Source organism: Streptomyces sp. NBC_00306 (assembly GCF_036169555.1).
Taxonomy (GTDB): domain Bacteria; phylum Actinomycetota; class Actinomycetes; order Streptomycetales; family Streptomycetaceae; genus Streptomyces; species Streptomyces achmelvichensis.
This window is the reverse complement of the sequence record NZ_CP108032.1, coordinates 2,976,125-2,989,596: the sequence shown is the minus strand read 5'-3', so window position 1 is coordinate 2,989,596 and position 13,472 is coordinate 2,976,125. Positions and strand designations below refer to the sequence as shown.

Below are 13,472 nucleotides of genomic sequence, written 5' to 3'. Positions count from 1 at the left end.
GAGAGCACGAACACGGCAGAGACCACGGCGACCTCGGCGACCTCGGCGACTGCCGGGACCACGGCGACCGCCGAGACCGCCGCCTTCATCGAACTCGACGGCATCGAGAAGGTCTTCGACGTCCGCCGCAAGGCAGGCCGGCTGCGCCGGGTGAAGCACCAGGTGCGGGCCGTCGACGGGATCAGCTTCCGGGTGCCGCGCGGCGAGATGGTCGGCTACATCGGGCCGAACGGCGCCGGCAAGTCCACCACCATCAAGATGCTCACCGGCATCCTCACCCCCAGCGCCGGACGGCTGCGGGTCGCCGGCATCGACCCCTCCCGCGAGCGCACCCGGCTCGCCCAGCGGATCGGCGTCGTCTTCGGCCAGCGCACCACCCTGTGGTGGGACCTCCCGCTGAAGGACTCGTACCGGCTCGTGCACCGGATGTACCGCGTACCCGACCGGCGCTTTCGCGACAATCTCGACCGCTGCGTCGAACTCCTCGATCTGGCCGACCTCCTGGACGTCCCCGTACGCCAGCTCTCCCTCGGCCAGCGCATGCGCGGCGACATCGCCGCCGCTCTGCTGCACGATCCCGAGGTGCTCTACCTCGACGAGCCGACCATCGGGCTCGACGTGATCTCCAAGGCGAAGGTCCGTGAGTTCCTGCTCGACCTGAACGCCGAGCGCGGCACCACCGTCCTGCTGACCACCCACGATCTGACGGACATCGAGCAGCTGTGCAAGCGCGTGATGGTCATCGACCACGGCCGGCTGATGTACGACGGAGCGCTCGCCGGGCTGCACGAGATCGGCGAGAGCGAGCGGACGCTGGTGGTCGACCTGGAGCGCGAACTGCCGCCGGTGGAGCTGGAATCGGCCCGTACGGTCAAGGTCGAGGGACCTCGCCAGTGGCTGGCGTTCCCCGCGTCCCAGTCGGCCGCGCCGCTGGTGGCCGCGCTCGCCGACAAGTACCCCGTGGTCGATCTGTCGGTCCGCGAGCCGGACATCGAGGCCGTGATCGCCAAAATGTATGCCGAGCGTCCGGGCTTGTAGCCCCAGCGCTGGGAGCCGGGCGCCGCGCTGGATATTCTGCCCGCATGAGCGAACTCCCTGAGATGCGCGCCTCCGACGCCGAGCGCGAACGGATTGCCGAACGGCTCCGAGACGCGGTGGCGGAGGGGCGGCTGGACATGGAGGAGTTCGAGGAACGCCTCGACGCCACCTACAAGGCCCGTACGCACGGTGAGCTGGTGCCCCTGGTCAGCGACCTCCCGCTGACGGGCGCCCCCACCGTGGCTCCGGTGGCGGCGGGCTCCGGACGGTGGGCCGACCGCATCGGGGGGCCCGCGACCTCCAGGGGCGCGTTCGCGTTCTGGGGCGGCTTCAGCCGCAAGGGCACCTGGACGGTCCCGCGGCTGTTCACCAGCTTCACGATGATGGGTGGCGGCGAACTCGACCTGCGCGAGGCGCGGTTCGAGGACCGGGAGACCGTGATCCGCTGCTTCGCCATCATGGGCGGGGTCCACATCGTCGTACCGCCCGACCTGAACGTCGAGGTCAACGGCATCGGCTTCATGGGCGGTTTCGGCGAGGAGGGCGACGGCGAGTCGGAGCCGGACCCGACGGCACCGCGCGTACGGATCACAGGCTTCGCGCTGATGGGCGGCGTGGGCGTCGAGCGCAAGCTCCGCAAGGCCGAGAAGCAGCGCCTCAAGGCGGAACGCGCGGCGGAGCGGGAGCGCCTGGAGCAGGGCGGCGAGAGCGGCCGGCTGAAGAAGGGCGACGGGGGCGGCCGCAAGGAACTGGGCTGATTCCTCCGGGAGTTGGGTTCGATCGGGGGCGGGGTCCGGCGCGCTGAGTCGCGGCCGAGCCCCGTCGTCGGGTGGAGCTGAGTCGCGGCTGACGTGCTGACGGTGGCGGCGGGTCTCCGGGCCGGGAGCCGGGCGCGTCCACGGTCGTGACGCGCCCCCTCGACGGGATATTTACCCGTCGAGCGGCCCCGACCGATGCTGCGCGGATCAGCCCGTGCGGCCCGGCGTCTCACAGCCGCGCCGGGTCCACCGCCGTCGCCATGCGTGCGAAGCCCGCGTCGCTCGGGTGCAGATGGTCCCCCGAGTCGTACCGCGGCAGCAGCCGTCCCGGTGCGTACGGATCCCGCAGCGCCCGGTCGAAGTCCACCACCCCGTCGAAGATCCGCCCGCCGCGGACGGCGGCGTTGATGTCCTGCCGTGCCTCCTGCACGGCGCGGGTGCAGCGGTCGTGCCCCGCGCAGGGCAGCAGGGTCGCCCCCAGGACCCGCAGATCGCGCGCCTGTGCCCGGCGGGCCAGCTGGGTGAGTCCTGCCGTGACCGAGGCCGCGTCCGGCTCGTAGGAGGCCCGCAGCAGGTCGTTGATGCCGATCGCGACGATCACGGTCCGGACGCCGGGCCGCGCGAGCACATCGCGGTCGAAGCGGGCGAGTGCGCTGGGGCCGCGCCCTTCGAGCAGGAGCCGGTTGCCGCTGATGCCCTGGTTGATCACGGCGAACTGCTCGGTGCCGTGGGCGTTCAGCCGCTCGAAGAGCCGGTCGGGCCAGCGGCGGTTGGTGTCGATGGTGGAGGTCACCCCGTCGGTGATCGAGTCCCCGATGGTGACCACGGCGCCCCGGACGTCCTGCGTCAGCACGTCGACGGCGGTCAGATGCCGCCAGGCGAAGGTCTGCTCGGTGTAGGAGTCGCCGGAGACGTCGTCCGTACGGTCGCCGTCGGCGAGGTACGAGGTCTGCCGTGCCCGCGGGTGGAGGGTGACCGGCCCGTCGGCCGGTGTGTGGATGCTGACCAGCAGATCGCCGTCGTACGGGATTCCCAGCGTGACCGGGTCGCTGACGAACTGCCCGCCCGGGGCGATCGTGACGGCCTCCGCCTTGCGGAACGTCACCCGCCGCAGGGTGCCGGGGACGGCCGCGGCGGTCGTGCCCGCGCGCAGCGCGAGGGAGACCCGGGCGATGTGCAGCGGCTCGCGTCCGGCGAGGTTGGAGAGCGTGAGCCGGGCGGCGGATCCGCCGATACTGGTGTGGACGACGTTGCGTACGGACCGGTCGCCGCGGGCGGTGTCCTGGAGGTCGGCCTGCACGGGTGCGGCGGCCCAGGTCCCGACCCAGACGGCGGGTGAGCCCACGGCCGTCCGGACGGCGGTGCGGCCCTGGGCTGCCTCGACTCCGAGGTATATCGCGCTGCAGATGAGGACGATGACGGCGGTGACGCCGGCGAGAGTCGCGTATCCGCGACGCATGTTCATGAACACATCATCCGATATGGCGTGGGAACTCGTGATGCGCCCCAGGAGTACCTGGGGTAGGGACTATGCGTACGGGGTGCGCGCGGACGGGTGGAGCGGATGAACCACACAGAGCGAGATGGACCGGACGATCCGGAGAAGACGCAGGCCACTGCGGCTGCGGGCGGCGAGGACGCCCGCGCGCGGCGGCCTGGGCGGGCTGCCGGGCCGGGGGAGGGGGGCGGCGCGGGGCAAAAGGAGCGTACGGCTGGTGCGGGCGGCGCGATCGGGGGCGCAAAGGCTTCCCCGGGCGCCGCGACGAGTTCGGGGGGCTCGGCGGAGGGGGCTCCGCGCTCCGCGGATCAGGCGGCAGCAGCGGGGGGCTCGGCGGACGGGCCGGTGGGTTCGGACGGTGCGGCGGGCTCGGCGGACGGGCCGGTGGGTTCGGACGGTGCGGCGGCCTCCGCGGGCTCGGCGTCGGGCTCTTCGGACGCCGCTCCGGGCTCGGCGTCGGGCTCTCCGGACGCCGCTCCGGGCTCGGACGGCTCCGTGGCGGGTTCTTCGAGCGACGACGCGACGACCTCCGGGCGGGCCTCCCGAGCGACCTCCGGGGCGGGGGCTGCGCCGGGCCGCAGCCCCCGTACCCGGACCACGCTCCCCGGATTCGCGTACACCGAGGCCGACGAGGAGAAGCAGCGCGGCGTACGGCGCATGAAGCTCACCGCGCTCGGGCTGCTGGTCTTCGTCGCCATCGTCTTCGCCCTCGCCACCTGGGCGGGCAAGGCCGGCGCCGGCCCCTGGACCGGCTATGTCGCCGCCGCGGCGGAGGCCGGCATGGTCGGTGCCCTCGCCGACTGGTTCGCCGTCACCGCGCTGTTCCGCCACCCGCTCGGCATCCCCATCCCGCACACCGCGATCATCCCCAACAAGAAGGACCAGCTCGGCGCCTCGCTCGGCTCCTTCGTCGGCGAGAACTTCCTCTCCGGGGACGTCGTGCGTGCCCGTCTGCGCGCCCTCGGTATCGGTGGCCGCCTCGGCTCCTGGCTCGCCGAGCCCGCCCACGCCGACCGCGTCACCGCCGAGCTCTCCACCGCGCTGCGCGGCGCGCTCACCGTCCTGCGGGACTCCGACGTCCAGGCCGTCGTCGGCGAGGCGATCACCCGGCGCGCGGACAACGCCGAGATCGCGCCCGGCGTCGGCAAGACCCTCCAGAAGGTGGTGGCGGACGGCGCCCACCACCGCGCCGTCGACCTCGTCTGCGCCCGTGCGCACGACTGGCTGGTCCTGCACTCGGACTCCGTGATGGACGCCGTCGAGGGCGGCGCCCCCGGTTGGACCCCGCGGTTCGTGGACCGGAAGGTCGGCGAGCGGGTGTACCGGGAGCTGCTGCGGTTCGTGACCGAGATGCGGGACATGCCCGGCCACCCGGCCCGCGGCGCGATCGACCGCTTCCTGACGGACTTCGCCGCGGACCTCCAGTCGGACACGGACACCCGCGCCCGTGTGGAGCGGATGAAGTCGGACCTGCTGGCCCGCTCCGAGGTCCAGGACGTGATCGCGTCGGCGTGGTCCTCCGTACGCGCCATGATCATGTCGGCGGCCGAGGACGACCGCAGCGAGCTGCGGCTGCGGGCCCGCTCCTCGCTGCTGTCCCTGGGGGCGCGCCTCGCCTCCGACGGCCGGCTCCAGTCGAAGCTGGAGGGGTGGATCGAGGACGCGGCGGTGTACGTGGTGACGACGTACCGTGCCGAGATCACCTCACTGATCTCGGACACCGTCGCGAGCTGGGACGCCGAGCACACCTCGCGCAAGATCGAGGCGCACATCGGAAGGGACCTTCAGTTCATCCGGATCAACGGCACGGTCGTCGGTGCGCTCGCCGGGCTGCTGATCTACACCGTGGCACACGCGCTGGGCGGGTGACGGGCCCCTTCCTGACCCGTCACCCGCCCAGACACTCAGGGGAGGTGTGAGGGAGTACGGACGGCGGTGCGGATGTGTTCAACGCCCGCCGGACGGCTCCGCAAGCGGACCGCCGTACGCCCACCGCGCCTCCCTCGCCGGGCGGTCGCGCCCCGGTTTTCGCACTGGCTCCCCGTCAGTGGAAGAGCTGCCCGCGGACCGCGCCGTCGGCGAACTCGGCGGTGTGGATGTTGGAGTAGTAGTTGCGCGGGTTGGCGCGGACGCGCTGGACGACGTCCGGGTTCTGACCCGTGATCCTGCCGGAGACGGCGAAGACCCCGTCCGGCACGGGCCGGTTGAAGAAGTCGAAGACGACGTCGCCGTTCTTGCCGAACGCGCCCTTGTGGATGTGCCCCTTGGTCGGGCTCTTGAGGTTGATCCAGGCCAGGGAGTAGTCGACGTCCGTGCCCTTGGGGTGGATGAACGTCACCGCGTGCCCGTCCGGGTCCCCGACCTTGGAGGCGTCGTTCTTCGGCACTTCCTGGGCCCCGTTGGACAGCGCCCGCAGCTTGCCGCCCTTGATGATGTCGAGCGGGTTGATGTTCTTGTGCAGCGGCTTGAGCTGCCCCCGTACGGCACCGCCCGGGAACTCGGCGCTGTGCAGGTTCACGTAGAAGCCCGCGGGGTCGTTACGGATGTCGCGCGCCAACTTGGCGTCCGTCAGGGCCACCTGCCCTGCCGCGGAGGTTACGGAGTCGGGCATCGCCGTACCGAACAGCGGCACCTTGACCTCGCCGTTCTTCCCGGCCGCACCCTGGTGGATGTGCCCGAGGCTCGGCACGAAGCCCTTCCACCGGAGGGCGAAGGTGACCCGGTCGCCCTTCACCTTCACCAGCGCGACGGCCTTGCCGTCCGGGTCGTTGACCGCGGGCCCGCCCGCGACGGGCACCTCGTCGGCGCCCGACAGCTCGGCGGCGAAGGTGAGGGCGCGTCCCGTGGACGGCTTGGTGAACGTGCTCGCCGCGCTGCTGCTTCCGCCCTGCTGCGTGCCGTGTCCGTTGCCGTGGCCGCCCCCGTGAGCGATTGCGGGAGAAACACCCGCAACACCGAGCACAATTGCACTTGCCGCCACAGAAATGAATCGCTTGTTCATTGTTCTTGTTCCTCCCGTTGAGGCCGAATGGTCGGGTCGGTCGCATGGAGGTACGCGTCTCCGGCGCGGGTTGTTCAACGCGAAATTTCTGCAATTCAGTTGAACCACCGATCAGTTGCTGCCGTACAACCGGGCAGACCACGGCACACCCAACAACCGGGGGAACAACCATGAGCAGGAACCGCTTCACCATGCCCGCCGCCGTCTCCGCTGCCGCGCTCGCGCTGCTCACGCTCAGCGCGTGCGGCGGTTCGGACGGGGCGTCGGATCCGGCGCCGGGCGCGGCGGCCGGGGGCGCCGCGAAGCCCGCGGCGGGCGCCGTCATCAAGATCGCGGACTCGCCGGTCGGCAAGATCCTCGTCGACGAATCGGGCCGTACGCTGTATGGATTCACCAAGGACAAGCCCGGAAGCAGCAGGTGTGACGCCGACTGCATCGCGGTCTGGCCGGCCCTCACCTCCGCCAAGGACGTCACCCCGGGCACCGGCGTGCAGCCGGACCTCCTCAAGGAGGCGAAGCTCGGCGAGGGGGCCGAGCAGGCGGTGTACGGGGACTGGCCGTTGTACTACTACGTCGGCGACGCGACCGCCGGAGACGTCAACGGTCAGGGCCTGGACGGCGAGTGGTTCGTGGTCGCGGCCGACGGAAAGCTCGTCAAGAAGGCGGTCTGATACGAGAAACTCATCATTCCGTTACAGAATCCGGACCTGATGAATTCCCGAATGCGGGGGAATGCTTTGGGAATTCGTTCCACCCCATGAACCTGCGGCGGCCGGGTCGTCCCTCCCGGCCGCCGCAGCCCTGCCCATTCCCGGTGACCGGAGGCCGACATCCCCCGCCGCTGACGGCCACCGGGAATGCGGCGCGGCAATCGTCCTCACTCGCAGGCGATGCCGTCGCCGTCCCGGTCGAGGTGGCGCCCGTAGCCGGGGTCACCGGTACGGATGGGCGCGGCACCCGCGGCCCGCACCTCGGAGCAGTTGGCGTACGAGACACTGCCGCCTCCACCGCCCGTGGAGCCGCCCCCTGAACTCCCGCCGGACGAACCGCCCCCGCCGGAGTAAGGCTCACACCCCACGCCGTCGCCGTCCCGGTCCAGATGGCGTCCGTAGCCCGGGTCGCCGACCTCTACGGGCGCGGCACCGGCGGCCTCGGCGGCGGCGCAGTTGGCATACAACGTCGCCGGCGCGGCGGGCTTCTTGGGCGCGGCGGGCTTCGCCGGCGGCGCGGGCGGGTCCACGGTGATCCGCACCACAGCGGTCCCGGACACGGCCTCGCTCCCGGTCACATCCACCTTGTACGTGAAGGTGTCCTCGCCGTCATACCCGGCAACTGCCTTGTACACGACGGTGTTGCCGTCGACGGTGGCGGTGCCATGGGCGGGAGGCGAGTCCACGGTGACGGCGAAGGTCTCGTCGTCGAGGACCATCTGCACATTTCCGCTGGTCCCGCTGCCGAGGGTGACGGTGTCGTTCTGGAGCACTTGGACGACGATCTCCTCACCGCCGGCGCTCTCCTGGTCATCGACGAGCTCGAGCAGAGCCTTGACGGAGGGCGCCGGCTCGGCGGCCGCGGACGCGCTCGCGACCTGCTCGGCGGCGGGCTCGGCGTCCTGAGCACTCTCACCCCCACACCCGGCGACCCCCACCACCGCCATCACGACACCAACTGCGGCCACGGCGATGCGCCCCTGCGTACGTATCCGAGTCATGTGCCCCCCAAGGCTGACGGATCCGGACTGAGGGAGCTGAGCATTTCATTCCGGTTAACGGGTGATGGGGTAAGTGGGGATGTTTGTGGCTGAGTTGTGATGGGGGTGTGCGGGGGGTGACGGTGGGTGATGGGGGTGGGATCGGGGGAGTGGGGTGGCGAGTACTTGCAACGGTGGGTGACGGGCGTCGCACCAGGGGCAGATCTCGATCATGCGCACTCTCACCAGCAGCCTGATCAACCGCCAGGACCGCCTGGCGACCTCCCGCCAATTGGCGGACCTGGGATGGTCCCGCTCGACCATCGCCCACCGATGCGGCAAGGGCGGCCCGTGGCAACGCGTTCTGCCGCGGGTGATCCTCCTCCAGACCGGAGCCCCGAGCCCACGCCAACGGTTACGTGCGGCGCTGCTCTACGCGGGGGAGGGGGCGCTGCTCACCGGGGCGGCCGCATTGACGCTGTACGGAGTCCGTGGCTCGGGTCCGCCTGACAAGGCGCCCCCGGTGGACGTTCTTGTTCCAGCCGGCCGCAACCCCCGAAGCCGCGCCTACGTCCGCATCCACCGAACCCGGAACGAGGTCCGCCGCCTTCCGGTGGAAGGCCTGCCGTGCGCGCATCTGGCCCGCGCGGTCATCGACGCGATCCCGTACCTGGGTGACGGACGTGCGGTGACGGCCCTCCTGGCAGAGGCCGTCCAGCGGGGTCGCTGCACGCTCGACGACCTCACGTCGACGCTCAAGTCGGTGCACCGCCGGAGTGATCCGCGGATCACTCCCACGATCGAGGGCCTGACAGCGGGCATCCGCTCGGTCGCAGAAGCGGACGCTCGCCGCGTGCTTGCGGCAGCAGCCATCGTCTCTCCTGTGTGGAACCACAACCTGTACCTACGCGACGGCACCTTCCTCGCCCGCCCCGACGCGTACTGGCCGGAGGCAGGCCTGGTGCTGGAGATCGACTCCCGCGAATGGCACCTGAGCCCGAGCGCCTGGGAACACACCATGACCCGCCGCAACCGCATGGCCCAGCACGGCTTGACGGTCCTGTCGGTCTCGCCGTCTCAACTCCGGGACAACCCGGACGAGATCGTGGCGGCGATCCGAGGGGCATTGGGGGAGGGTGTCTGTTCGGCGGAGGTGGTGGCGGTTGGGGACGGAGGCGATTGAGGGGGAGCGAGGGCTCTCGGTTGGTGCGCGCGGGAGCTCCCTTGTGAACCAAATGTCCAGCAGGCTTGGGCGGTGGGGACACGAGGGCCTCAGCCGCTCGACTAACCCCACGATCTGGCCACTTCTCGATCGAATATGGACACGCTTGGCTGTGGTCTTCCTGATTCGATCGAACATGATCGCCACATCGGCAGCATGTTCGCATGGCTGCAGAAACCTATAGAGCTGTCTTTGGGCACGTGGGAGGCATCCTCCCCGGTACGGCTTTCGAGTCCCGCCAAGAGGTCAAGGACGCCAAGCTGCACAAGGAACAGCGCGCCGGGATCTCCTGGGGGCGTGACGAAGAGGGGGAGCGTGCCGCTGACGCCATCATCCTCAGCGAGGGCTACGAGGACGACCATGATGACTGGGACAAGATTCTCTACACAGGCGCGGGTGGTCGCGATGCGAACACCGGCCGGCAGGTCTCCGACCAGGACTGGGAGAACAACGGAAACGCCGGGCTGCGCCGGAGTCGTATCAAGAAGTACCCGGTTCGGGTCATTCGTGGGCGTGCCAGGGACCTCAACTACGCACCCAGCAGCGGCTATCGCTACGACGGGCTGTACGAGGTCATTGGGGAAGCGCGCGAGAAGGGGATGTCTGGGTTCCAGATCTGCCGGTTCTCCCTACGCCGGCTTCCGGAGGCAAGGCAGGAGCTGACTCCGATCGAGCAGCAAGTACAAGAGCTCCTCGATGGAGCTCCGCCTCGAGTGACGAGCACCGTCGAGCGTGTCGTCCGGGATACGGCTGTAGCGCGCAAGGTGAAGCGGTGGTACGACCACACGTGCCAGATATGCCGAACTCCCCTCGTTGTTGGCGCTGGCGTGAGCTATGCGGAGGGTGCTCACATCCAAGCGCTGGGACGGCCCAACAACGGTCCTGATGTTGAAGGCAATGTTCTCTGCCTCTGTCCGAACTGCCACATCCGCCTCGATCGGGGAGCGATCTACTTGACCGACCGTCTAGAGGTCGTGGATCGGTTCGCTGCTGATGCCTCAGCTGCTCGTGCCGTGGCGTTGCTGACGGTGGAGAAGCATCGGATCCAGGCAACGTTCCTTCGTGCGCATCGGCGCTTCTGGGGGATCGACCGCGCGTGAGGCTAAGGGCGGGACAGCCTTAGCTCGCCGCAATTGTCGAGTACGTCCACACATCGGCCGGCATCTCGTGGCGTAGCTTCCAGGTGATCCCCATCGGCTTGCTGCTTTCGTGGCGGACATAGTCCGCGGGGCCAAGCAACATCCAGGGCTGAGGGCCGCCGACGTCCGTCTTCTTGTACCGGCGAACGAAGAGCATGACGTGAGTGCCCTGCGCCTTGTGCGCCTGGTACCGCACACCGGTGGGGGAGGTGCTTGAGGTTTGGTTCTGGGACTCCCAATGAAAGAGGGAGTCGTTCATGGCGTAGTCCCGGTAGCGCGTCTGCGGGGAGAAGTCCTTCTCGTCCTTCTCCAAGGTGATCAGTAGCGCGTCCGTCTGGATGCTCTCGCACCACCGCACTCCCTCCCGGAAGTGTCCCGGCATGAACCCCCCGATGGACGACTGCTCTAGGGCCGGGAGGATCTCCTCGCGGCTGTAGGAAGCGTGCACCGTTAGCGGGAGCCCGGCGAGGTCATCGACCAGAGGGACTGGCATGTGGTCCGCTCTGTCGAGGGCATACGCCAATACTTGGCGAAGCTCGTCCCGGACGGAGTGGTGGGGCTCCAACTCGTCCAGCGCTTCCTGGTAGGTGGCATGCCCGCCAAGAGGCCAGAGGGAGAAATAGAGCATGCGGGCGTACGCCTGACCCCGTGCGCTGAGATCGTCGTAGTGTGGGGGGTTGTCCTCGAGGAGCTGAGAGTAGGCCGCCACCCGCTCTGGATCATCGACGTGGAGGAAGGCGGAGATTCGCTTGAGGAGCCCCTCTTCGCCTTCAGGGGGTGGGCCATCCAGTAGGCCGGAACGCCGCAGGAGCCCTGTCCAGGAGTTGCCGTTGCCACGGTAGATCTCCTTCAGCTCCCGCCCGCTCTCCCTGAGGTAGGCCGCGAGTCGTGACTCGCCGTATTGACGCACCTCCCGGGCGAGTTGGGTGACATTCACGCTGATTTGGCTACGGATGTTGTCGAGGATCAGATCCTTGGCCTTGGGCTCCAGGACGATCTGGCAACCAGAGGGAAGCTGCGGGAAGTCATGCTCGATGTTGGCGAGCAAGCGGTTGCGCGTCAGGTTGGTCAGAGCGCGGAACTGCTCTTCGAAGCGGAACTCTTTGCGATGCTGGCCGATGAAGTCCAGGACCGTGAGTACGGCCTTACCCTCGCTCCTTCGAAGTCCTCGTCCCAGTTGCTGGAGGAAGACAGTGGCACTGGACGTGGGCCGCAGCAAGAGGAGCGTGTCGACGTCGGGGATGTCGAGACCCTCGTTGAAGAGATCAACCGAGAAGATGACCTGCACGTTGCCGGACCGTAGAGCATCCAGTGCCGTTCGGCGGTCTTCGTGCGGGGTCTCCCCGGAGAGCGCGATGGCGTTAAGGCCGGCTCGGCGGAAATAGTCGGCCATGAAGTGAGCATGCTGGACCGACACACAGAACCCTAGGGCCCTCATTGATCCAGGGTCGGTGACCTTGTCCATCACCGCCTGCACGATGAGGCGAGCGCGAGCATCGTTCCCCGTCACCAGGTTGCTGAGCGCTGACGCATCGTATGCCCCACGCTTCCATGCCAGCGCGCTCATGTCGGTGTTGTCGGTGACGCCGAAGTAGTGGAACGGACTCAAGAGTTCGTTTTCCAGTGCCTCCCAGAGCCGCATCTCGGCTGCGATGCGGCCATCAAAGAACTCGTCTTGGACATTCCGGCCGTCCATGCGTTCCGGAGTAGCCGTCAGGCCGAGGAGTTCAGCAGGCTGGAAGTGGTCGATGATCTTTCGGTAGGTAGGAGAGACGCCGTGGTGGAACTCATCAATGACGACGACGTCGAAGTGATCGGGAGGGAGGCTCTCCAGGGAGCGGGAATTCAATGACTGAACGCTTGCAAAGACATGCTTCCACTGCTCGGGAACGATGCTGCTGTGCAGCTCTTCGCCGAAATTGGCGTCGATCAGAACGTCTTGATAGGTGCGCAGGGACTGCCGCAGAATCTCTTGGCGGTGCGCGACGAAGAGGAGACGCAGATCCCGTCCGTGCTGGTGACGCAGATGCTTATAGTCGAGGGCGGCCATGACCGTCTTGCCTGTCCCCGTGGCGGCGACCAAGAGATTGCGGTGCCGATCGTGGACCGTACGTTCCACCTCAAGGCGCTCCAGCATGTCGCGTTGGTGAGGGTAGGGGCGTACCTCGAGTCCCGAGAGGGTGATCCGGCGCCCTGCCGGCGTGCTAGTCCCTCGACCTGCCACATGCAGGGCTTCATCGAGACGGCTGGAGTCGCGCTCGGGGTCGTAGAGCTCAAACGCCGATTCGCTCCAGTAAGAGTCGAAAGTGGCTTCAAACTTGCGCAGCACATCAGGTGTGGCGACAGAGGAAAGGCGGACGTTCCACTCCAAGCCGTCGAGGAGCGCAGCCCGCGAAAGATTGGAGCTCCCCACGTATGCAGTGTCGTAGCCGCTGTAACGCCGGAAGAGCCACGCCTTAGCGTGGAGGCGCGTAGACCGCAGTTCGTAGTTGACCTTCACCTCGGCGTTGAACTTCTGGACCAATCTGTCCAACGCTCGTCGCTCGGTCGCGCCAATGTAGGTGGTCGTGATGACACGAATAGGTACACCACGGGCATGAGCGGCCTCTAGTGACTGCTCGATGATGCGCAGTCCGTGCCACTTCACAAAGGCGCAGAGCAAATCCACACGGTCTGCAGTTGCTAGCTCAGCGCGCAGTTCGAAGCCGAGACTTGGATCATCTGGAGAATTGGTGATGAGCGCGGTTTCCGACAGGGGAGTCGCCGGGCGGATTGCGTAGACCCCCTTGGCCTGTTGCTCCGCGATGGCCAGCAACTGACGTGGGCCGTCAGCAACAAGGTCCACCCACTCCTGAGCCCCCTCGATGGTGTTCATCGACTCAAGGATGTGATTGGCAGCATGGACGCGTTCTGCCGCCGGCAGTCTTTCCAGCACGCGCTTCATGGTGTCGGCGACATGACGTGCGATGACCCGGGGAGACGACTCCGGTCCTACCTCATCGTCGATGGCATGCCAGTCGCCATTGGCGCTGAGCGTCGTGAGCTGCGTCTCAAGACGCAAAGTGATCAGTTGCTCATATAGCCCTGCGATCGGCTGGCTCGCATCGACAGACCCTGTCATCGCGC

The 13,472-nt window shown here is 68.2% G+C and carries 10 protein-coding genes; 6 read left to right on the top strand and 4 right to left on the bottom strand.

Annotation, left to right across the window (positions count from 1 at the left end):
- The first annotated feature begins 87 nt into the window (after positions 1 to 87).
- Together OHA05_RS13150 and OHA05_RS13145 are read left to right on the top strand one after the other, a co-directional pair.
- Positions 88 to 1,038, top strand: a complete 951-nt coding sequence (locus OHA05_RS13150; RefSeq protein WP_328863381.1) for an ABC transporter ATP-binding protein — start codon at positions 88 to 90, stop codon at positions 1,036 to 1,038.
- Between the two features lie 62 nt (positions 1,039 to 1,100).
- Positions 1,101 to 1,796 (top strand): DUF1707 SHOCT-like domain-containing protein, encoded by a 696-nt coding sequence (locus OHA05_RS13145; RefSeq protein ID WP_443043833.1) that lies wholly within the window; start codon positions 1,101 to 1,103, stop codon positions 1,794 to 1,796.
- Positions 1,797 to 2,025: 229 nt separating this feature from the next.
- On the opposite strand, the gene OHA05_RS13140 is transcribed toward OHA05_RS13145, so the two are convergent.
- Complete coding sequence (locus OHA05_RS13140; protein ID WP_328860672.1) at positions 2,026 to 3,261, bottom strand: GDSL-type esterase/lipase family protein; 1,236 nt, start codon at positions 3,259 to 3,261, stop codon at positions 2,026 to 2,028.
- Between the two features lie 417 nt (positions 3,262 to 3,678).
- On the opposite strand from OHA05_RS13140, the gene OHA05_RS13135 reads away from it, so the two are divergent.
- The gene (locus OHA05_RS13135; protein ID WP_328863380.1) at positions 3,679 to 5,163 is read left to right on the top strand and encodes a DUF445 domain-containing protein; all 1,485 of its coding nucleotides are present in this window, start codon (positions 3,679 to 3,681) and stop codon (positions 5,161 to 5,163) included.
- A 175-nt stretch (positions 5,164 to 5,338) separates the two neighbouring features.
- On the opposite strand, the gene OHA05_RS13130 is transcribed toward OHA05_RS13135, so the two are convergent.
- Complete coding sequence (locus OHA05_RS13130) at positions 5,339 to 6,295, bottom strand: CHRD domain-containing protein (protein WP_328860671.1); 957 nt, start codon at positions 6,293 to 6,295, stop codon at positions 5,339 to 5,341.
- 170 nt (positions 6,296 to 6,465) lie between these two features.
- Between OHA05_RS13130 and OHA05_RS13125 the strand changes: the two genes are divergently transcribed.
- Complete coding sequence (locus OHA05_RS13125) at positions 6,466 to 6,966, top strand: COG4315 family predicted lipoprotein (protein ID WP_328860670.1); 501 nt, start codon at positions 6,466 to 6,468, stop codon at positions 6,964 to 6,966.
- Between the two features lie 206 nt (positions 6,967 to 7,172).
- On the opposite strand, the gene OHA05_RS13120 is transcribed toward OHA05_RS13125, so the two are convergent.
- On the bottom strand, positions 7,173 to 8,006 hold the full coding sequence (locus OHA05_RS13120; RefSeq protein ID WP_328860669.1) for an excalibur calcium-binding domain-containing protein: 834 nt from the start codon (positions 8,004 to 8,006) through the stop codon (positions 7,173 to 7,175).
- A gap of 211 nt (positions 8,007 to 8,217) precedes the next feature.
- Here OHA05_RS13120 and OHA05_RS13115 point away from each other — a divergent pair, with 211 nt between their 5' ends.
- Together OHA05_RS13115 and OHA05_RS13110 are read left to right on the top strand one after the other, a co-directional pair.
- The gene (locus OHA05_RS13115) at positions 8,218 to 9,168 is read left to right on the top strand and encodes a hypothetical protein (RefSeq protein ID WP_328860668.1); all 951 of its coding nucleotides are present in this window, start codon (positions 8,218 to 8,220) and stop codon (positions 9,166 to 9,168) included.
- Positions 9,169 to 9,371: 203 nt separating this feature from the next.
- The gene (locus OHA05_RS13110; RefSeq protein ID WP_328860667.1) at positions 9,372 to 10,307 is read left to right on the top strand and encodes a YDG/SRA domain-containing protein; all 936 of its coding nucleotides are present in this window, start codon (positions 9,372 to 9,374) and stop codon (positions 10,305 to 10,307) included.
- Between the two features lie 19 nt (positions 10,308 to 10,326).
- Here the strand turns inward: OHA05_RS13110 and OHA05_RS13105 are convergent, their stop codons facing one another.
- Positions 10,327 to 13,467 (bottom strand): DEAD/DEAH box helicase, encoded by a 3,141-nt coding sequence (locus OHA05_RS13105; RefSeq protein WP_328860666.1) that lies wholly within the window; start codon positions 13,465 to 13,467, stop codon positions 10,327 to 10,329.
- Between the last annotated feature and the right edge of the window lie 5 nt (positions 13,468 to 13,472).

What these genes read in the sequence shown, in the direction of transcription:
- OHA05_RS13105 (WP_328860666.1), bottom strand. Translation starts at nt 13,467, where the DNA reads ATGACAGGGTCTGTCGATGCGAGCCAGCCGATCGCAGGGCTATATGAG.
- OHA05_RS13130 (WP_328860671.1), bottom strand. Translation starts at nt 6,295, where the DNA reads ATGAACAAGCGATTCATTTCTGTGGCGGCAAGTGCAATTGTGCTCGGT.
- OHA05_RS13110 (WP_328860667.1), top strand. Translation starts at nt 9,372, where the DNA reads ATGGCTGCAGAAACCTATAGAGCTGTCTTTGGGCACGTGGGAGGCATC.
- OHA05_RS13145 (WP_443043833.1), top strand. Translation starts at nt 1,101, where the DNA reads ATGCGCGCCTCCGACGCCGAGCGCGAACGGATTGCCGAACGGCTCCGA.
- OHA05_RS13125 (WP_328860670.1), top strand. Translation starts at nt 6,466, where the DNA reads ATGAGCAGGAACCGCTTCACCATGCCCGCCGCCGTCTCCGCTGCCGCG.
- OHA05_RS13120 (WP_328860669.1), bottom strand. Translation starts at nt 8,006, where the DNA reads ATGACTCGGATACGTACGCAGGGGCGCATCGCCGTGGCCGCAGTTGGT.
- OHA05_RS13140 (WP_328860672.1), bottom strand. Translation starts at nt 3,261, where the DNA reads ATGAACATGCGTCGCGGATACGCGACTCTCGCCGGCGTCACCGCCGTC.
- OHA05_RS13115 (WP_328860668.1), top strand. Translation starts at nt 8,218, where the DNA reads ATGCGCACTCTCACCAGCAGCCTGATCAACCGCCAGGACCGCCTGGCG.